This window comes from Pseudomonas sp. MF6767 (assembly GCF_016405475.1).
GTDB lineage: Bacteria > Pseudomonadota > Gammaproteobacteria > Pseudomonadales > Pseudomonadaceae > Aquipseudomonas > Aquipseudomonas paracarnis.
This window is the reverse complement of sequence record NZ_JAEKCY010000002.1, coordinates 12,465-32,960: the sequence shown is the minus strand read 5'-3', so window position 1 is coordinate 32,960 and position 20,496 is coordinate 12,465. Positions and strand designations below refer to the sequence as shown.

The window sequence follows — 20,496 nt, the reverse complement described above, 5'->3', positions numbered from 1 at the left end:
GAGACGGTCCTTACTGGCTGGAAACTGAAGAGGTATTGGCAACGGGCTGGGTAGGGGCCGCGGGCAGGAAGAACATCACCAGGGCCACCACCAGGTAAATCAGATAGGCGCCCAGGGTGCTCACGGTCGGCGCCTCCTGGTAACCGAACATACCGGCCAGTACCGAACCGAGCGGGCTGTCCATGGGCAACGCAGCGCTGAAGTCGAATAGCACGGTCTGCCAGTGATTCCACACGCCGGCTTCATGCAGGGCTTGCACCGAATTGGCGAGAATGCCGGCCGCGACCACCAGGATGAACAGGCCGGTCCAGCGGAAAAACGCACTGAGGTTCAGGCGCATGCTGCCGGAATAAATCAGCAAACCCACAACAATGGCCAGCGCCAGGCCAAGCAGGGCGCCCACCGGAGCGCCCGGACCTTCGCTTTGCTGGAACACGGCCAACAGGAAGAACACCGTCTCCAGCCCTTCGCGGGCCACGGCGAAGAACACCATGGCGATCAAGGCGAACACCTGATGCCTGGAGCCGGCCAGCGCATGATCGAGGGATTCATGCAGCGAGTGTTTAATCGAGCGCGCCACTTTGCGCATCCAGAACACCATGGAACTGAGGATGCCCACGGCCACCAGACCGACGACACCTTCAAACAATTCCTGCTGCTTTTGCGGGAATTCCGCACTGACCAACTCCAGGCCGCCGCCCACCAGCAGCGCCAGCGCTGCCGCCAGGAACACGCCGATCCACACTGCAGGCATCCACTGGCCACGCCCGGTCTGTTGCAGGTAACTGGCGATAATGCCAACGATTAATGCCGCTTCAATGCCTTCGCGCAGCATGATTAAAAAAGGAACGAGCATCGGGCACCCGGGCACAACTAGTTAGGGAGCTAAGTTGTAACATAATGATACTCATTGCTAAACAAGAAATATTGACCTTTGCTGAACGTGGGCTGAACGGTGGTGGCGAAGCGCAACCGCCTTTATGATGCAGACCACCCAGACTGCAGCCGGACAGTTCAACGCCCCATGTCGGAAAAAGACACTATCTCCATCCACCTTGTGCGCGAAGCGCTGTTGCACAGTTGCGCGCCGGGAGCGGCCACCGTTGAGGCATTGAGCAAAGTCGGGATTGACCCGGCGTTGCTTGAGCAGCCCGACGCTCGCGTGGCGGCCACGGCCTATGCACGTCTGTGGCGCTTGCTGGCGCGGCGCAGGGACGATGAGTTTTTTGGCATGGACCCACGCACACTCAAGTCCGGTAGCCTGGCGTTCCTGTGTCGCGCCTCCATGGCGCAACCCAGCCTGGCGGCCGGCCTGGAAACCGGCTTGGGGTTTCTCTCGTTGATGCTTGAGCATCTTCCGGCCCAACTGGTTCGCCAGCAGAGTCTGGCGGAGATTGTCCTGCTCGAACCTGATGAGCCAAAACGCGCTTTTACCTATTTCACCTATTGGATGATCGTCCACGGCGTCGCCTGCTGGCTGGCGGGGCGGCGCATCCCGATCCTCGCCATTGAACTGCGTTGCGCGCAGCCGGACTTCTGTGACGATTACCGGGTGATGTTTTCTGACAACCTGCGCTTTGACCGACCACGCACACGCATGATTTTTTCAGCCGATTGTCTCGACCTGCCGATCAAGCGCAGTCCGGAAGAACTCAAGCGCTTCCTTGCCCGTGCGCCGGCCAACATCCTGGTCAAATACCGCGATCCCGAAAGCCTCGCCACCCGTATCAAGCACGACCTGCGCCAGATGCCGCCCCATACCTGGCCTGAAACCGAGGGCCTTGCGGCCAGCTTGTGCATTTCCGCTTCCACACTGCGCCGCCGCCTGGCAGAGGAGGGGCAGACTTATCAGGGCCTCAAAGACGGTGTACGCAAGGAGCTGGCGATTGTGTGGCTGGCTGAACCGCAGATCAGTTTTGCCGAGATTGCGTCGCGGTTGGGGTTTGCCGATACCAGTTCGTTCTACAAGGCGTTCCGCAAGTGGTCCGGGTCCAATCCGGGGCACTTGCGCAGCCTGATTCTGCGCGACGCGAGTTGAATCGGCGGCAATTAGCGTAGCGAAAGGTCTGGCTTGCGCCTCGTCTTTTTCCTATGGAGCCAGCGCAGACCTTCTCTCAGTCTGGAAACCCTTATTGAACGCTGGGTCATGGACGTGTTATCAAAAGTTCCTGCAGCAATACCTCTTCTCTCTTCAGCGCGTTTCGGTCCCCCACCTTTTGTTACCCCCCCTGAGGTCTCGTCATCGTGGGTTGCCGGGTCGGATCCCGCGCAACACAGATTCACTCAAGCCGAGGCGGACGCGATTGACCGGCAAGCCTGGTTGACCGTGTTGGAGCGCAGTGTGCTCGATAAGGCTGACTATGCCTTCGTCGACCTGGCGAACCTGCGGTTTAACCTGGCACCCCGTCCTGGCGCCGTCGACAAAGACACCACCGCGCTGGCGTTTCTGCAACAACGTTTTCCAGGGCTGAGTGGTGAAAACCTGCCGCGAACGGCCGCGCAGGTGCGTAACCTGATCAATTGGCAGCGTCTTGGGCTACCATCGAGTCCTGCCTTGGGCAACTACACCTGGGCATCTGCGCAGGCACCGGAGCCAGGCCACCCAAGCCTGAGCCTTGACGAACGCCAACGCTTGGTCGAGGCGTTAAGAACCTATGTCGGCGACGGCATCCTCACCAGCATGAACGTGACCACGCAAAACATGGATGATCAGATCACTCGGCATCTGAGTAGCCATGCACCGCTCAATCGCTATCGGCAGAACACATTGCTGGCTGCGATTGGGCGTGATCCTGCCGGGTTTTCAAACGACCAGCGCAACCAATTGCTGCTGACTGCCCTGATGTTGAGCATTGACCCCGAGCTGGGGCAGCGTAGAAACCATATCGCAGGTTATGACCTGTACTCACCGGCTAACGCCGGGCGTACCCTGGCAGAAGTCAAGGGCGACTTGAAGGCGCATCTGGTGCGCAATGGGCGCGTGCGGCCCGAGGCGGTGGATGCCACTGTGCATATCATGCTGGCCAGTGTCGCTCCAGAGTTTGTGCTGCCAGACACGCCGGATACGTTGCGCATCGGCTCTCCTGCCTGGGTGGTACTCAGGAAAACTGTCGCGTTGCTGGAGGAGTCAGCAGAGGGCTCCAGCCGCACCCTCACCTATGACCAGGTGCTGGAGCGCGCCATCCTCCAGGCCCAGACGCCGGAGCAAGTGGTGTTGTTTCATGCCATCGAAACAGAACCGCTGCTTGATTGGGCAACGATGCACGGGGTCATTGCTCGGCGAGCGGACGATCAGTACACCACCCAAGACCTGCAAGTCGCGGCGACAAAATACAACGACTATATCGAGAGCTCTCATCAGGCCCTTGTAACATTGAGCACCCCGATAAAAGACCGGCGAGCGCGAGCACAGGCTGACCTCGAACGCGTGCTTCCCGGGCACGATCTGAACGAACCGATGCATACCGTGGCGTACCGGTTTCCCCAGTTGCTGTCTAATATGGTGCCCGGGTTACCCTGGTTGCAGCGCAGTCTCGGCTTTAAGGAAAGCCTGGTTGACCTGCACATGAGCGGCAATCTCAAGTACGGTGAATTTGCCTCGACCAGGCTTGAGGATATGACTGGCGCCACGCTGTTCAAAGATGAATATGACCCCAGGCTGGCCTCCCTGCGGGTGCACTTCACGAGGTTGAAACATTCCGGGCAGTCCCTTGCCGAGGCTGTCAAGGGTGATACCGAGCGTTTTCAAAAGGCCGTCTCCACGGGCCTGAAAGACATTCTCAGCAAAATGCCCTACGCGGACCGGCAGGCACTGGCCACTCAGGAACTGACCTTCTATCGAGTCGAGGCCGAGTCCATTAATGGCGCAGGTACTTCCATAACAGATGCCGATGAGCAACTCCAGGCGGTGAGGGGGCGCTATGGCTTCCTGATCGGCGTCGGGCAGGGCAAAGATGCCAAGTGTTATGAGTTTTTTCCCATGAGCGGGACCTATGTCGAACGGCACGACTTCAAGGCGATGCTGGACAAAGGCGAGGCAATCGTCCCGCGGTTGTGGGTGACCCGTATGAAGTCCCACGTGGACGGTCCACGGGCGGGGGCATCCGAGGTGCAGATCAGGGCATTGCGCGAAACACTGCCGGCGGCGACATCTTCACAAACGCTGGCACCGCTTGGTTTTTTTTCGGAGCGGGCCAATGCGATTGCTGACTACGTAGCCCAACGCAATCTGGTGCTGGATCCCGAACAACTCCTCACTACCGCAATGGGGCAAACGGCCTCGGAGCGTTTCCAGGATCGGGTCAAACGGGTCAGTAAAACACTTGTAAATACATTGATTCCCTTCAAGGCTTGCTACGACGACATTGTCTCCGGGCACGTCAAAAAAGATCTGAGAGCGTTGACAGGGTGCGCCACCGACGTTGCGGTAGCCATTACTGTCGTCGCAGGAGGTGCAGCGGAGGGGGCTGCAGCGTTCGATAAGGCGCAAACCGGCTTTTCCAGGCTGGCGGCGGCTACCCGGGCGGTGGGGACAGTCACCAACGGTTTGCTCAATCCATTCGCCGGCCTCTCTGAACCTCTGCTCAAAGCCGCCAAGTGGGTAGGAAGCCGCCTGTATCGGCTTGGAGAGAAGTCCCAGAGCGTGGTGCGCGCCGCTTGGAAAGCGCAACTCGAAGAACAACGGGTCGGGCGCGTTCGGCAAATGCGCCGCGACTCGCTAAAAAGCACAGAAAAGCCGCAGGAAGAGCGCCCGGTGGAGACGCAACCGAACGAAGGCAAGGTCAAGCCAGGGCCGAGAGCCACACGCGCGGAGGTCAAGGAACTCATCGAGCGTTCGCAGCCGCTGATGGTGTCCAAGGTGGACGATGCACTTAAAGCGCTAGCAGACCCTGCGCTGACTGAAGACGTGGACTTTGTGCTCAAGAGCTTCCAGGGCATTAGACCTGATCACGCACGAACACTGATGACCTCTCGCCTTACACGGCTCAAGACCAACGCTCAAGCGCTGACCACCAGAAATATAAAGTTCATGCGCTCCCGGGACCAACGATGGGTGGCGCAGGTCATCCCGGAAGATTTCAAGGTCGATAAGACGGGGAAATTCATGGAGGTCAACATCGATGGTGCCAAGCGCTATTACCAGCATTTCGGCTCCCACGAAGGCGCTATGAGCAACGCGTTGATTCATGAATTGGACCACCTGCCAGGCCCTGTGAGCCGAGGTACGCTTGATCTCGCCTACCTCACGCGGTTGAGAACAGATGAAGAAAATGCGGCAGGTTTGCTCAACCTGGCCAACGGGCATACCGACCCTGCAGTGTTGGTCCTGCCAGGTGAAGATGCACCAGTCCTTGTGGGCAAGACGGGCGTCAACATGTATGGCTCCCGCGCCGGCAATCTCAACGCGGAGTCCACGATGACCAGTGTTGCCCTGCTGTCTCAGCTCAAGACAGACCCCAACTTGTTCAAGCAGAACCGCGCGATAATTGAAGCCGCGCAGGCGGCTTTTGGGGAATTACCGATCACCGATCAGGTACCCATAAGAATCGTCAGCAAACGCTCTGCGCGCGCCCCCGCGCCAGGGTTGATCTACGCGATGGACCAGGGCTCCAGGAAGCTGATCGGAGTTTACCGATTAATGCAGCAGCCTCCCGGTACAGTGCTTCCCGAGCGCCCGCTCACGCATCAGCCGGCACGTGACCAGGCGTTCAAGGCCTATGTGCAAGAGCACTTGGTATTTTAAAAAAGGTTCTTTTTAGAATGGGCGGCCAGGACGGCACCTGACTTGCTTGAAAGTGGCGTTACAGGCGGGATCAGGAAATAACTGACAGCGCCCTTCGCTTGAGTATGACAGACCCTGCCTTATTGTTTTTAGGAAGTGGCTGGCATATCCGAAGCAAAAAATCGTGCACAGTTTTAATGGTGATCCTACGCGGCCGCTACAGAGGCTTTTGGGTAGAGGGGTCACAGTACTTAACTGTTAGGGCGTTGCTATAGCTGAATGAGCACGTGGTGTGATGACCTTCATGCGTTAAGTTTTCAATCCATAATGTGATGGTGAACTTATGAAGCGTTTAATTGCGTTACCCTTTAGTGCGTTGATGGTGGTGTCTGTTCAGGTGTCTGCGCTTTGCTTGAATATTTCAGAGAGCTTCACCGGGATAATCGGGCCTGGAGGTGATAGTGTCGCCCATGGTCCCTTCACGATAAGTGGTGCGAACGGTTGCTCCGGCGCAAATATAAATGCCATGGTTTCCGCTGGCGGTGCAGGGAGAAGTCCTCAGATTTATATTGATCAAGAGGTCGGCAGTTCCTGGAAAGCCGTCGCCGGTAACGCGCTTTCAGCCAATACTTCCTGGGTAGGAACCTTAGGTACCTATCGAGTGAGGCTTCACAACCCGGATGGGGAATCAAAGTCCTATTCGGGTACCGTTAGATACGGCCGCTGACCCATAGATAAATAAGGTGTGCCAGAGGTTCTGGCACACTTCGATTTGGGTTTCTGCGTCGGGATCAAGCATGCTCTTCGACTGACAGATCATTTTTCGAAGAGTTCGAGAAGTACGCCAACGCATTAATAGCGCGATTAGCATCCACCATCCCTTTTATGTATTCAGGAATGCCTTGCGATCGCCCCACGCTTGGGTTGCTTTTAACAAAGTCAAGGTAATCATCCAGCTTTTCGTTGAATAGGGCGATTGCGTTGAATTTTACCTGTGTGTTTGTTTGTTTTCCGTTGGCATCAAATGCACCATCTCCAAATGTGAATACGCCGAAAGCGTTTGCATCAATGATATTGCTCTCGTACAACCGCCTTCCGACCACTTTTAGCTCGTCAGTGCTAATAGATGTCATGTCATAGCTCTTTAAAAACTGCTTCAGGTCAGCAAGATGCGTTTGCTGCCACACTCGCAGCTCATCAACGGCTTTGGACTCTTCAGTAAAAGTAAACGTGTTCGTCGTTTTCTCTGGGTTTTTGATGACAAAAGCATCTGCCTGCTTAGAAATCGCATTGGGCATTACCACTCTCATATCCATGCTCGTCTCCTTATAGGATGAAAGGTTCACCCTGCTATCGACCCCTTGCGACAGATATTTAACCTGTTTGAATATTTGGGAAACTTCTTTCAGATAAGTATTACACGTAGGCCAAATTGATTGATCCGCTAATGCCAGGGTAAAAAAAAGCCCCGCGACCGAATGGACCGCAGGGCTAAAAATTGGCTGGATGCGACCAACCAAAGGAGCTCTTTACATCACTTGTTGCTAGCCACCACTGTATCCGGCTGCCAACCACCCCCAAGGGCCTTGTAGATTGCGACGATGCCGCGATACAGGTCGACTTCGGCCTGGGCCTGGGCGTCTTCGGCGGCCAGGCGTTCGCGCTGGGCGTCGAGCAGGACCAGGAAGTCCACGGTGCCTTCGCGGTAGCGGATCGCCGCAAGGTCGGCGGCGGCGCGGCTGGATTCGCTTTGGCGGATCAGCGAGACCAAACGTTGCTGGCGCTTGCCGTAGTCGCTGAAGGCGTTTTCAGACTCTTCCAATGCCAGCAACACTTGCTGTTCATAGGTCGCCAGTGCGCCATCGGCTTCGGCATTCGCGCCACGCAAACGCGCGCGTACGCTGCCCAGGTCAAACGCGGCCCAAGTGATGCTCGGCCCTAGAGACCAGGCATTCGCGGCGGCCGAGCCGATCTGCGAACCGCGCCCGGCGGTGAATCCGAGGAAACCGCTGAGGCTCACCCGTGGGAACAGGTCGGCCTTGGCCACGCCGATACGTGCGGTGGCGGCGGCCAGTTTGCGTTCGGCGCTGAGGATGTCCGGGCGCCGTTGCAGCAGTTGCCCTGGGTCGCCAATCGGCAACGCCTTGGCAATCGCTGGCAAGTCTTTCGGGCTCAGGTCCACGCTCAGCTCGTCGGGGCGCTGGCCGAGGAGGGTGGCGATGCGGTTGCGCTCGCGCACTTGTTCGGCCTGCAGTTGCGGCACGCTGGCTTCCACCGCCGCCAGGCGCGCATCGGCACGTTCCACGTCGAGCTGATCACCCACGCCAGCATCACGCAGGCTGACGGTGATGGCACGCGACTCCTGCTGGTTCTTCAGGTTGTCCAGGGCAATACGTTCGCGCAGTTGCGCACCGCGCAGTTGGCCGTAGGCATCCACCAGCTCGGCAATCATGGTGACTTGCAGCTGGTACAGGTCGGCTTCGGCCACCTGCTGGTCGGCGTCACTGGCTTCCAGGTTGCGGCGGATACGTCCGAACAAATCCACTTCCCAGGCCATGTCCAGGCCCAGGTCGTAGCGCTCGCTGTTGACGCGTTTGGTGGTCTGGCCGGGAATCTGGCCCTTGCCCACATCGCTGCTGGCGCGGGAGGTGACCACCGGCATGATGTCGTTGGCCGCATCATCACGGATGGCCCGTGCCGCCCGCAGACGGGCGAAGGCCACGCGCAGGTCGCGGTTGCCGCTCAGGGACTGGGTCACCAGTTGGTTGAGGGTCGGGTCGTCGAACTGCTGCCACCAGATGCCTTCGTATTTGGCGTGGTCGTAGCTCTTGGTGTCGGCGGCGGCCGTGATATTGGCCGCCTCCAGTTGCTGGGTCTTGTAGTCCGGGCCTACGGCACAGGCGGCGAGCGCCAGCACCAACAGGCTCGGCAGGAATACTTTCACACTCATTGCTGTGTCTCCAGCTTCAAGGCCTTGGCCGCTTTGCGCGCTTCACTGCGCTCGACATAGCGACGGATCAGTACGTAGAACACTGGTGTCAGCAACAGACCGAAGAAGGTCACACCGATCATCCCGGAGAACACCGCCACGCCCATGGCATGGCGCATCTCGGCGCCGGCACCGCTGGAGAGCACCAACGGCACCACACCCATGATGAACGCGAACGAGGTCATCAGGATCGGCCGCAGACGCAGGCGGCAGGCTTCCAGTACCGCGGCGAGCGGATCGAGGCCTTCCTGCTGTTTATCCTTGGCAAATTCGACGATCAGAATCGCGTTCTTGCACGCCAGGCCCACCAGTACGATCAGGCCGATCTGGGTGAAGATGTTGTTGTCGCCGCCCGAGATGATTACCCCGGTAATGGCCGACAGCAGCGTCATCGGTACGATCAGGATCACCGCCAGTGGCAGGCTCCAGCTTTCGTATTGGGCGGCGAGCACCAGGAACGCCAGCAGTACGCAGAGCGGGAACACGAACAGCGCAGTATTGCCCGAGAGGATTTGCTGATAGGTCAGGTCGGTCCACTCGTAGGTCATGCCGTTGGGCAGTTCATCTTTGAGCAGTTTTTCAATCGCGGCCTGGGCCTGGCCGGAGCTGTAGCCCGGCGCGGCGTTGCCGTTGATTTCTGCGGTGATGAAACCGTTGTAGTGCATCACGCGGTCCGGCCCCGAGGTGTCGCTGACCTTGATAAAGGTCGCCAGCGGGATCATCTCGCCTTTGTTGTTACGCACTTTCAGTTGGCCGATCTGGTCGGAGTCCTGACGGAACTGTTGCTCGGCCTGCACGTTGACCTGGTAGGTACGCCCAAAGCGGTTGAAGTCGTTGGCATACAGCGAACCCAGGTAGACCTGCAACGTGTCGAAGATGTCGCTGATCGCCACGCCGTGGGTCTTGGCCTTTTCGCGGTCGATGGCGGCGTCGACTTGCGGCACGTTCACTGTGTAGCTGGTGAACAGGCCGAACAGTTCAGGCACGCCGTGGCTCTTGGCGATCACGTTCTGCACTTCTTTATACAGCTCGTCATAGCCGAGGTTGCCACGGTCTTCGATCTGCAGGCGGAACCCGCCGATGGTGCCCAGGCCTTGTACCGGCGGCGGCGGGAAGATCGCCATGTAGGCTTCTTCGATATTGGCGTATTGGCCGTTCAGTGCACCGGCAATCGCACCGGCAGACATGCTTGGGTCTTTGCGCTCATCAAAGGGCTTCAAGGTCACGAACACGATGCCGCTGTTCGGGCTGTTGGTGAACCCGTTGATCGACAGGCCCGGGAAGGCAATTGCGGCTTCCACGCCGGGTTGTTTAAGGGCGATCTCCGACATGCGCTTCATCACGTTTTCGGTGCGGTCCAGGCTTGCGGCGTCGGGCAGTTGGGCGAAGGCCACCAGGTATTGCTTGTCCTGGGCCGGTACGAAACCGGTCGGCGTGTGGGCAAACCCGAAGAACGTCAGCACCATCAAACCTGCGTAGACGAACAAGGCAATACCGCTGCCGCGAATCACTCGGCGTACGGTGCCTACGTAGCCATGGCTGGCCTTTTCGAAAAAGCGGTTGAAGGGACGGAACAGCCAGCCCCCGAAGACCTTGTCGAGGAACTTGGAGAAACGGTCCTTCGGCGCGTCGTGGCCGCGCAGCAGCACAGCGGCCAGGGCAGGGGACAGGGTCAGGGAGTTGAACGCCGAGATCACGGTTGAGATCGCGATGGTCAAGGCGAACTGCTTGTAGAACTGCCCGGTCAAGCCACTGATAAAGGCGGCTGGAATGAACACCGCGCACAGCACCAGCGCCGTGGCGATGATCGGGCCGGTAACCTCGCTCATGGCTTTTTCGGTCGCCGGGAACGGCTCCAGGCCCAGTTCGATATTACGCTCGACGTTCTCCACCACCACGATGGCGTCGTCCACCACGATACCGATGGCCAGCACCAGGCCGAACAATGACAGGGCGTTGAGCGAGAACCCGAACAGGTGCATCACCGCAAAGGTACCGATCAAGGATACCGGCACCGCCACCAATGGAATGATCGAGGCGCGCCAGGTCTGCAGGAACAGAATCACCACCAGCACCACGAGGATCAGTGCTTCAAACAGGGTATGCACCACCGCTTCGATGGAGCCGCGTACAAAGATGGTCGGGTCATAGGCGATGCGATAATCCATGCCCGCCGGAAAGCTCTTTTTCAGCTCGGCCATCTTGCTGCGCACATCGTTGGAGATGTCGATGGCATTGGAGCCGGGACGCTGGAAAATCGGAATCGCAACGGCGGGCTGGTTATCGATCAACGAGCGCAGCGCGTATTGGCTGGAGCCCAGTTCGACCCTGGCGATGTCCTTGAGGCGCGTGATTTCACCGTTGGCGCCGGCACGAATCACAATGTTCTCGAACTCTTCCTCAGTGACCAGGCGGCCCTGGGTATTGACCGACAACTGGAAGCTTGTGTCACTCGGCGCAGGTTGGGCGCCCAGGGCACCGGCTGCCACCTGGCGGTTCTGCTCGCGGATCGCCGTGACCACATCGGTGGCGGTCAGGTTGCGTGAGGCGGTCTTGTTCGGGTCCAGCCACACGCGCAGGGAGTAGTCGCCCATGCCGAACAACTGCACGTCACCGACGCCGCCCAGGCGGGCCAGTTCGTCCTTGATATTGAGGATCGCGTAGTTGGACAGGTACAACATGTCATAACGCTGATCCGGGGAGGTCAAGTGCACCACCATGGTCAGGTCGGGGGAGGCCTTGTCCACGGTAATACCGATGCGCGTCACTTCCTCCGGCAGCTTGGGCTGGGTGCGCGTCACACGGTTTTGCACCTGCACCTGCGCGTTGTCCAGGTCGGTGCCCAGGGCGAAGGTGATGGTCAGGGTCAGCTTGCCGTCGGCGGTGGACTGCGAGGACATGTACAGCATGTTCTCGACACCAGTGATGGCTTGCTCCAACGGCGCGGCCACGGTTTCACCGATGACTTTGGGGTTGGCACCCGGGAAGTTGGCGCGCACTACCACGGTCGGCGGCACCACCTCCGGGTATTCGCTGATCGGCAGTTGGAACAGCGAGATTGCACCGGCGATCAGGATCAACAGCGACAGCACCGCTGCGAAGATCGGCCGTGAAATGAAGAACTTGGAAAAATTCATCTTGAGTCGTATCCCTTAACCGCGTGGAGTCGCGACGCTTGCGAGCTTGGGCGCGGGTTTTTCCGGCGCCACTTGCTCCAGGTTGCTGGCTTCAAGCGCTTGTCGTTGTTGGGCCAAGGCGGCGAGGGTTTCCTTGCTGGCCATCGGGATGGTTTCGGGTGCGACCGGCGAGCCTGGGCGTACACGCTGCAGGCCCTTGACGATCACGGTGTCGTCCTTGGTCAGGCCGCTGCGCACGATGCGCAAGCCTTCGATTTTCGGCCCCAGTTCCACCGCGCGATAAGCCGGCTTGTCGCCGTCCATCACCAGTACGAATTTCTTGCCCAGGTCGGTGCCGACGGCTTCGTCATTGATCAACACCGCCGAATAGGTGCCGCTGCCGACCAGCTTCAAGCGCGCATACAGGCCAGGGGTGTATTCGCCCTTGCTGTTGTCGAACACCGCACGGCCACGAATGGTGCCGGTGGCCGGGTTGACCTGGTTGTCGACGAAGTTCATCTGGCCCAGGTGCGGGTTGCCGGTTTCGTTGGACAGGCCCAGGTACACAGGGGTGGTTGCGCCGCGCCGGCCTTCACGGGCCAGTTCGGTGTACTTGAGGAACACGCGCTCATCGGCATCGAAGTAGGCATAGACCTTGTCGGTGGAGACCACACTGGTGAGCGCAGTGGTATCGGCGGTTACCAGGTTGCCGGCGGTGATTTCGGCACGGCTGACGCGGCCACTGATGGGCGAGGTCACGCGGGTGAAGCTCAGGTTCAGCTTGGCCAGGTCCAACTGCGCCTGGATCCCGGCCATCGCGGCACGGGCTTCCTGGGCGGCGGTGGTGCGCGAGTCGGCCAGTTCGGCGGAGATCGCATTGCTCTGGCGCAGGCGTTCGCCGCGTTGCGCTTCGTTTTCGCTGCGGGTGGCGGCGGCTTTGGTCTGAGCCAGTTGGGCCTCCAGGCGGCGTACTTCGGCCTGGAACGGGCGCGGGTCGATCTGGAACAGCAGGTCGCCTTTCTTGACCAAAGCGCCTTCAGTAAAAGCGACTTGGTCAATCTGGCCGGACACCCGAGGACGAATCTGCACGGTTTCCGGCGCTTCAAGGCGCCCGGTGAACTCGTCCCACTCGTTGACCGGCTGTTCCAGCACCTTGGCCACGCTGACCTTGGCAGGAGGCATGGCGGCCGCTTGTTCCGGGGACTTGCCGCATGCGCTCATCACCACCACGGCCAAGATCGCCAAGGGGAAGCGCAAAAGTTTGAGTGACTGTTCCATGAGGTGCATCCGCCAATGTATTTGAGATGGGCGGATCATGCGCGGGGAGGTGCTAGGTCACGAATCGAATGAAGCAAAGGTAACTATCATTCGGAATGATATAAGCGCGGAGTCAGCCCTCTAGCATGGGGGTTTTGTTAGGGAGCTATCAATGTGATTGATGACAAAAGACTGTTGCTGAGGGTGCAAGGAACTTTCCCAGCAATCCGTGGGAGCATCACGGCGCCTCAAACGCGTCGCCCAGAAAGTCGATCAAGGACCGCACCGACGGCATCAGCCCACGCCTGGAGGGGAACACGGCGGTGATCACGCCTTCAGCGGGTTGCCATTCAGGCAATACGGCAATCAAGCGGCCATCGGCCAGTTCGTCTTTCACGACTACCTGCGGCAGGTTGGCGATGCCCACGCCCGCCAGTGCTGCGTTTTTCAGGGTCGACATATCATCACTGACCAGGCGTGGCGTGTGCGCGACCTGGGCCGTCGCGCCGTCCGGCCCGGTCAGGTCCCACAGGTACGCAAGCAACGGGTTGCCCCAATGGATCGTCGCCAGCCCGGCAAGGTCAGCCGGTAGCGAGGGCAGGGGAGCGTCCTGCAGAAAAGTCGCGCTCGCCACCAGTACCTGAGGACTTTTAGCCAGTACCTTCATGACCAGCTCACTGCTTTCCAGCGGCGGGAAACACAGGTTCAAGGCCATGTCATAGCCTTCGCTGATGATGTCGACCTTGCGGTTGAAGCTTTTCACGTTCAGTTCGACGCTGGCGCATTGGGCCATGAATTGGGCAAGCATCGGCGCCACCCAGTAGTTGAGCAGCGCAGTGGTGCAACTCAAGCGGATCACGCCCCGCGGCTCTGATTTGTTGAAGGCAATCACATCTTCGGCCGACTCGGCTTCGGCAATCATCGCCACGCAATGGCGGTAATAGGCCTGGCCGATATCGGTGACCTGGAACTGGCGCGTCGAACGCTGTATCAGCCGCGCCCCCAGCCTGGCTTCAAGCTGGCTGACTCTGCGGCTCAAGGTCGATTTGGGCAGGTTCAGCGCACGGCCCGCCGCCGCAAAGCCGCCGTGCTCGACCACCTTGGCGTAGAGGAAGAGTTCGTTGAGGTCGAACATGGGCAGTGTTCCATTTTTGAGATGGCCAAAATTAATTCAACTTAGCCAGTATCGACGGCCATGTACACTCCGTTCAAATCAACGCAGTCACCGAGGGCACCACATGATCGACCGTTTGCGCTGGGCAACCCATCGTCTCACCAAGCGATTGTGGTTCAGAGCCTCCTTGTTCTCGCTTCTAGGGGTCGCTACGGCACTGCTTGCCGTTGTGTTCAAAGACTTCGTTCCCGAGTCCCTGCCCACGCGCATCGGTGCAGATGCGGTGGACAAGATTCTGGGCATCATTGCGTCCAGCATGCTGGCCGTCACGACCTTTTCGTTGAGCACGATGGTCACCGCGTACGGTGCCGCAAGTAGTGGTGTGACCCCGCGAGCCACCACTTTGGTGATGGAAGACACTACGACGCAAAACGCCCTCGCTACGTTTATTGGCTCATTTCTTTTCAGCCTGGTAGGCATCATTGCCCTGAGCACCGGCGCCTACGGCGCGCAGGGTCGCGTGCTGCTGTTCGCGGTGACCATCGCCGTGGTTGTACTGGTGGTCTACACCCTGCTGCGGTGGATCGACCATTTGTCCAAGCTCGGCAGGGTAGGAGAAACCATCGACCGCGTCGAAAAAGCGGCCATGGCGGCCATCAGCCAACGCGCCCAATGGCCCTGCCTCGGCGCTGCAGCCTACCCGACCGATCACGCTCTGGCCCCCGGCGCAATGACCATCGAAAGTGAGCAGACGGGCTATGTGCAGCATATCGACGTGTTGGCCTTGGGCGCTATCGCGCAGCACGACTGCACGCATATTTACCTGGAGGTGGTGCCGGGAACCTTCGTACACGAAGGCATGCCACTGTTGCACGTGGTCAGCCTGGGCACCTGGCAAGACGATGGCACACAGGCCACCAGGGAAAAGATCTTGTCTACGCTGACCATCGGTAACCGTCGCACATTCGAACACGATCCCCGTTTCGGGCTCTGCGTCCTCTCTGAAATCGCTTCGCGCGCGTTGTCACCTGCCGTCAACGATCCAGGTACCGCTATTGATGTGATTGGTCGGGGAGTGAGAACGTTGACATGCTGGGGTAAGCCCGGCGGGTCTGGCCGGCAGACAGATCAGCAGTGTGAGCAGGTATTTGTTCGAGGGCTGAACGTCGATGATCTGTTTGAGGATTTCTTCGCCCCGATCAGCAGAGACGGTGCAGGTGTGTTCGAAGTGGATGCTCGCCTGTTGAAAGCCCTTATCAGCCTTGCCGAAATAAACCCTGTTCTGTTCAAAACGGCGTGCCTTAGGCAGGCGGACCAACTCGTCACACGCGCGCATGCAACACTGACACTGCAGCATGAGAAGGAGCGACTAAGCGCCTTGGCCAAGGCGATAGGCGTGTAGGAGGCTACTGGGCCTGCGCAGCGGCACTCAAGGTAGGGAATTAATGGCCTTTATGACCGCATCGGCGATGGTCTTTGTAATAAGCCGACGCTGACAGTTATCAATCGTCGGGCTCAGCCATGTGGGCAGGCTGTTCAGTACGGGCAAAATCGCCGTGAGCGCTCCCTCACGCAACGGCCCGCCGGGCTGATGGCCCTGCTGGCCGATCACCTTCATGAGTTGCGACTCATAGGCTCGCCTCAATCGCTCAACGCTCGCCTGCATCGGAACGCCCAGGCAATTGGCGTCCATGACCGCTAACTTGAAGTGCCCGGTCATCTGTTCATGCAATTGAAGATGGCCTTCGATCAGTGTTGTCAGACGTTGTGCCGGCGTCAATCTACGGGTGTTGATCCGGTCGACGTGCGACAAGAGCGCCTGATACAGCTCTATCAGCCACTCATACAACATGGCTTCCTTGCTCTCTACATGGTGATAAATTGCTCCCGGGCTGATGCCAACATGCGCTGCCAATTCGCGCATGCTGACCTGGCTGAAACTACGCTCCTTGAACAGCTCCAGGGCTCTGCGCTGAAACTCCGAGCGGCTGAGCGCGAGAGCCGTCCTCATGTGTCGAGTGCCTGCTGCTTGGCAATTTCCTGGTTGCGCAGTATGAACCGCTGCAACTTACCACTGGGGGTCTTGGGCAGTTGCTCGACGAACTCGATTTCCCGTGGGTACGCATGCGCAGCCAGGCGCTGTCGGACATGCAGGCGCAAGACTTCTGCCAACTCGACACTGGGCAGGTACTCACGATTGAGCACGACAAACGCCTTGATCAGTTCGGTGCGTTGCGGGTCGGGCTTGCCGATCACCGCGGTTTCGACGACTGCCGGATGTTCGACGAGCGCGCTCTCCACATCGAAAGGCCCCACGCGGTAGCCGGACGTGGTGATCACATCGTCGTTACGGCCGACAAAGCTGATACTGGCGTCCTCATTGAGCTCCACGATATCGCCGCTCAAGTAGTAACGGCCCACAAACGCCTTGGTGGGCATGTGAAGGTAGCCATTGAACCAGCACAGGGGCGAGCGCTCGCGATCCACCGCCAGTACGCCCGGCTGGCCTGTCGGCAACTCCCTTTGCGCATCGTCCAGCACGACAATCCGGTACCCCGGCACCGCATAACCGGCAGAACCCTCGCGGACCCGATGGCGTAACCCATGGTGATTGCACAGCACCATGCCGATTTCGGTTTGGCCGTAATGATCGTGAATGACCACGCCGAGCTGTTCGGCGAACCAACGGATGACTTGTGGGTTGAGCGGTTCGCCGGCGCTGCTGACGACACGCAGTTGGCCACGTACGGCGTCGGCGAACTCGGCCCCGGCGTCAATCAACAGGCGAAAGGCCGTAGGCGAGCCGGCCAGGTTGCTGATCCCGTACTTGGCGATAATCCGGCTGGTGCTTTGCGTGGTGAAAGGGCCGTCATGGAACAGCGTAGCCCGGCCGCACGCCAGTGGCCCGGTCACTGCGTAATACAAGCCATAGGCCCAGCCGGGGTCGGCGAGGTTCCAGAAACGGTCGTCTTCGCGCAGGTCGATTGAATCGCGCATATAACTTTTGAAGGCAAGGATGGCGCTCAAAGGCACCTCCAGCGGCTTGGCCGGCCCTGTGGTGCCCGAGGTGCACATCAGCAGGAACGGCGCACGGGCGTCCAGCAGCTCAGGTGTGCAGTCGGGTTGTTGATGTTCCAGCACATCCCAAAACGCGTAGTCGCTGGGACGCCGTGAGGTGGCGTCGGTCACGATGACGTGGGGGCAGTCGAAGAGCTCGTCCAGCTTGGGACGATTGTGGGCGTCGGTCACGATCCAGCGCGCGTTGGAACAGTCCAGTCGCTGTTCAATGGCCTTGGGGCCGAACGCGGTAAAGAGTGGTTGGTAGACCGCCCCGATGCGCCAGGTTCCCAAGATGGCAATCACCAGTTCAACCGTGCGTGGCATCAGGCCGGCAACCCGATCCCCCGGCTGCACGCCATGGGCTCGCAGGAAGTTGCCGAAGCGCGCCGCGTGCGCCTGCAGTTCGCTGAAGGTGTGCTGCGTGGCGTGGCCATCGCGCGTTTCACAATACAACGCCACGCCATTGCCATGGGCATGCCGGTCGCAGCATTCAATGCAGGCATTCAAGGCGCCGGGTTCGCCGTGCAAGTCCCGGGCAGCCAGCTGTAGATAATCGAAGGATGAGACTGCTGAGTCGTAATCGCGCATAACGTACCTGGTTATTATTGTTGGAATATGTGCTTTGCCCACGCAGGCTGCGCGGCCACCTCTACCTCGGTCAAATGGGGTCAGCCTGCAAGGACGGCGTCGGCGCCGATAAGGCCAGGGAGTCAAAGGTTGTCGCCCCCGGCAGGGCTTGCCAGGCCGAGGGGCCAGCGGCGATTTCCTGAGCGCTCAGCAGGCAATTGTCGAGTGCGCGCTGCAGTGCCTGGGTGTCCAGGCCCTGGCCGATAAAGACCAGCTCTTGCCGGCAATCGCCGACAATGCTGTCCCACTTGGCCATGATGTTCTGCAACCGATATTCATCCAGCGGCCATTGCGCCTGCTCGATGAAGTTCCACCAGTGCGCGACGTAGTCCCACTGGAATTGCCTGCCGCTTTGCACCAGCAGGCCGGTTTCCAAGTGCCTGCTGGCGAGCCAGAAGTAACCTTTGCTGCGCAACAGTCGCCCGTTTCGCCAGGGCTGCTGGAGAAAATCGAGTAATCGCTGTGGGTGAAAAGGGGCACGCTCGCGGTACACCCAGGAGGTCACGCCATAGGTGTCCGATTCAGAGGCCGGTGCGTCGTCGGCCTGCATTTTTTTCATCCAGCCGGGCGAGGCCACAAGGCTGGGCAAATCAAACAGGTGAGTACCGAGGATGGCGGATAACTCCACGTTACCCTGAGTCATCGGTATGATCCGCGCGCTCGGGTTAAGGCCGGCGAGGATCGCGTGCACGGCCTTGTAGCCGGGCTCGTCGATCAGGTCCAGTTTGTTGACGAGAATGACATTGGCGTATTCCACTTGCTCGATCAGCAGGTCGGTCAGGTGGCGCGTGGGTGCGTCGTCGCGGTCCACAATGTCCGGCGATTCGAGCAATGCCTCAAAGCGACTGCCATCGACCACCGTCACCAACGTATCGAGCCGCGCCAGTTCGCTTAGGCTGAAGCCCTGCGCGTCGAGGAAGGCGAACGTCTCGGCAACCGGCATCGGCTCGGAAATCCCCGTGGACTCGATCAACAAGTAGTCGAAACGTTGCTGGCGTGCCAGGGCGCTGATCTGCTCGAGCAAATCGGCGCGCAGCGTGCAGCAGATGCAGCCATTGCTCATCTCGATCAACTCATCGCGGCCCCGGTGCAGCGCTACGTCGCGCCGCACCTGCTCGGCATCGATGTTGACCTCGCTCATATCATTGACGATGACCGCTACGCGCAGGCCGTCGCGATTGCGCAGGATATGGTTGAGGAGAGTGGTTTTGCCGGCGCCGAGGAAGCCGGAAAGCACCGTCACCGGCAGTCGGCCTGCCAAGGCACCGTCCATCATGCGTTCACCGTGCCATCGGCGTGGTCCAGGTAGCTTTCGAACAGGTCGACCACCACGAACCCCTCATCTTCTGCATCGCCCCAGAGATCTTTCACGCGAAACTCGACGTGGTAGGTCGGCTGATGCGCCGCGCTCAGATCACCGTGGCCGATAGCGTCAGGGAAGGGCCACTTTTGCACGGTGCGGTGCACAACCACGCCTTCTTTGCCGCGCACGTAGGCCGGCATGCGGGTATGCCCGGCCACATACTCGTTGCGCACCACCACCCGGTCGCCCACTTCAAAGGGCGGGCGGCCGCTGATCGCCGGGCGCCCGCTGGCATGCGCGGGGTTCGCCAGCTTGAAGTGCGAACCCAGGGCCTGGTCGAGTTCCGCCTGGGTGATCACACCGGTTTCGACCAACAGGGTGGCGGTCGCGATGACATAGCGTTCGTAGTATTGGGTGCCGACATGTTGGCGCACGTCGAGGCGCTCCACGGCATGGCGAACTTCGTCCACGCTGAACTTTTTCAAGTGATCGGCACCGACAAACATCAGGCTGTAGGCCAGGTGTTCCCAGTCCTGCTTGAACACGGGTTGGTAGCTCAGGCTGTTGATGGTGTGAGGGATTTTGCCAAAGCCTTGAAACCCACCGAGATCGTGAAAGCCATCCATTGTGAATACCTCTGAAAAATGCAAAAAACAAAGGGCACCGTTTACGCCACGTAAGGCAGCGCCACGCCGATAAGGACATCCTTGGTGATCAGTTTTCGCAGGGCCTCTTCATCCATGGATTCGCTGCCCTTGGGCCGTACAGGCAGCACCAGATAGCGGGTTTCGGCGCTGGTGTCCCACACCTTGACGATGACGTCGGCCGGCAGCTCGGTGCCCAGCTCCCGCAGGACGGTGCGCCCTTCGCGCACCAGTCGGGCGCGGAACTCGAAGCCCTTGTACCACTCCGGCGGCAAACCCAGGACGGGCCAGTTGGTGCAGGAGCACAGGCTGCACACAATCACGTTTTTCACGCTGGGCGTGTCTGGCAGCGCAACAATGTATTCACCCTGCGGGCCGGTATAGCCAAATTGGGCGCACGCCGCGGTGCCGTCTTTGAGCAGCAGTTCGCGAAACTGCGGGTCCACCCAGGCTCTGGCGACCACTTGGGCCCCGTTCTCCGGGCTCCATTGGTGTGCCATCAGCTGTGTCATGTGGTCGATGTAACCGTCGGGGATCAGATCCTTCTGTTTGAGCACTTGCAGTAGCGCTTGTGCGCGTTCTCCCGGTGTTGATGTGGTTGCTTCATGTGCGCTCATAAGTTGACTCCTCATCGTTGAGCTTCTGGGCAGCGCCTGGCGGCTTG

Annotated in this window: 15 protein-coding genes; 4 read left to right on the top strand and 11 right to left on the bottom strand. The window is 59.5% G+C overall.

Annotated features, from left to right (window positions below; genetic code table 11):
• Positions 1–10: 10 nt before the first annotated feature.
• Positions 11–856, bottom strand: a complete 846-nt coding sequence (gene efeU / locus JFT58_RS03560) for an iron uptake transporter permease EfeU (protein ID WP_034127362.1) — start codon at positions 854–856, stop codon at positions 11–13.
• A 168-nt stretch (positions 857–1,024) separates the two neighbouring features.
• Here efeU and JFT58_RS03555 point away from each other — a divergent pair, with 168 nt between their 5' ends.
• From JFT58_RS03555 to JFT58_RS03545, 3 genes are all read left to right on the top strand, one after another.
• Positions 1,025–2,038 (top strand): AraC family transcriptional regulator, encoded by a 1,014-nt coding sequence (locus tag JFT58_RS03555; protein WP_054895923.1) that lies wholly within the window; start codon positions 1,025–1,027, stop codon positions 2,036–2,038.
• 303 nt (positions 2,039–2,341) lie between these two features.
• Positions 2,342–5,743 (top strand): hypothetical protein, encoded by a 3,402-nt coding sequence (locus tag JFT58_RS03550; protein WP_140915277.1) that lies wholly within the window; start codon positions 2,342–2,344, stop codon positions 5,741–5,743.
• Between the two features lie 322 nt (positions 5,744–6,065).
• Entirely contained in the window at positions 6,066–6,449 is a 384-nt protein-coding gene (locus JFT58_RS03545) for a hypothetical protein (RefSeq protein WP_140915276.1), read from the top strand.
• 64 nt (positions 6,450–6,513) lie between these two features.
• Here the strand turns inward: JFT58_RS03545 and JFT58_RS03540 are convergent, their stop codons facing one another.
• The 5 genes from JFT58_RS03540 to JFT58_RS03520 all read right to left on the bottom strand — a co-directional run bounded on the left by JFT58_RS03540 (position 6,514) and on the right by JFT58_RS03520 (position 14,219).
• Positions 6,514–7,038: a hypothetical protein gene (locus JFT58_RS03540; RefSeq protein ID WP_054895921.1), complete on the bottom strand. Its 525-nt coding sequence runs from the start codon at positions 7,036–7,038 to the stop codon at positions 6,514–6,516.
• Positions 7,039–7,256: 218 nt separating this feature from the next.
• Positions 7,257–8,672 carry an efflux transporter outer membrane subunit gene (locus tag JFT58_RS03535; RefSeq protein WP_054895920.1) on the bottom strand — a complete coding sequence of 472 codons (1,416 nt, stop codon included), beginning with the start codon at positions 8,670–8,672 and terminating at the stop codon, positions 7,257–7,259.
• Positions 8,669–11,848: an efflux RND transporter permease subunit gene (locus JFT58_RS03530; RefSeq protein ID WP_034127367.1), complete on the bottom strand. Its 3,180-nt coding sequence runs from the start codon at positions 11,846–11,848 to the stop codon at positions 8,669–8,671. Before JFT58_RS03530 ends, JFT58_RS03535 begins: the two co-directional genes overlap by 4 nt.
• A gap of 15 nt (positions 11,849–11,863) precedes the next feature.
• Entirely contained in the window at positions 11,864–13,105 is a 1,242-nt protein-coding gene (mexE, locus tag JFT58_RS03525; protein WP_038452140.1) for a multidrug efflux RND transporter periplasmic adaptor subunit MexE, read from the bottom strand.
• 217 nt (positions 13,106–13,322) lie between these two features.
• Positions 13,323–14,219, bottom strand: coding sequence for a LysR substrate-binding domain-containing protein (locus JFT58_RS03520; RefSeq protein ID WP_054895919.1), 897 nt, complete (start codon positions 14,217–14,219; stop codon positions 13,323–13,325).
• Between the two features lie 103 nt (positions 14,220–14,322).
• On the opposite strand from JFT58_RS03520, the gene JFT58_RS03515 reads away from it, so the two are divergent.
• Positions 14,323–15,600, top strand: coding sequence for a DUF2254 domain-containing protein (locus tag JFT58_RS03515; protein ID WP_054895918.1), 1,278 nt, complete (start codon positions 14,323–14,325; stop codon positions 15,598–15,600).
• A gap of 27 nt (positions 15,601–15,627) precedes the next feature.
• Here JFT58_RS03515 and JFT58_RS03510 read toward each other — a convergent pair whose 3' ends face one another.
• The 5 genes from JFT58_RS03510 to nthA all read right to left on the bottom strand — a co-directional run bounded on the left by JFT58_RS03510 (position 15,628) and on the right by nthA (position 20,449).
• Positions 15,628–16,209 (bottom strand): TetR/AcrR family transcriptional regulator, encoded by a 582-nt coding sequence (locus JFT58_RS03510; RefSeq protein WP_054895917.1) that lies wholly within the window; start codon positions 16,207–16,209, stop codon positions 15,628–15,630.
• The gene (locus JFT58_RS03505) at positions 16,206–17,846 is read right to left on the bottom strand and encodes an AMP-binding protein (RefSeq protein ID WP_054895916.1); all 1,641 of its coding nucleotides are present in this window, start codon (positions 17,844–17,846) and stop codon (positions 16,206–16,208) included. The genes JFT58_RS03510 and JFT58_RS03505 overlap by 4 nt, the downstream gene beginning before the upstream one ends.
• 70 nt (positions 17,847–17,916) lie before the next feature.
• A complete protein-coding gene (locus JFT58_RS03500; protein ID WP_054895915.1) occupies positions 17,917–19,161 on the bottom strand; it encodes a GTP-binding protein in 1,245 nt (414 codons plus the stop codon).
• Positions 19,158–19,814: a nitrile hydratase subunit beta gene (nthB, locus tag JFT58_RS03495; RefSeq protein ID WP_054895914.1), complete on the bottom strand. Its 657-nt coding sequence runs from the start codon at positions 19,812–19,814 to the stop codon at positions 19,158–19,160. The genes JFT58_RS03500 and nthB overlap by 4 nt, the downstream gene beginning before the upstream one ends.
• Positions 19,815–19,855: 41 nt before the next feature.
• Complete coding sequence (nthA, locus tag JFT58_RS03490; RefSeq protein WP_054895913.1) at positions 19,856–20,449, bottom strand: nitrile hydratase subunit alpha; 594 nt, start codon at positions 20,447–20,449, stop codon at positions 19,856–19,858.
• Positions 20,450–20,496 lie beyond the last annotated feature (47 nt).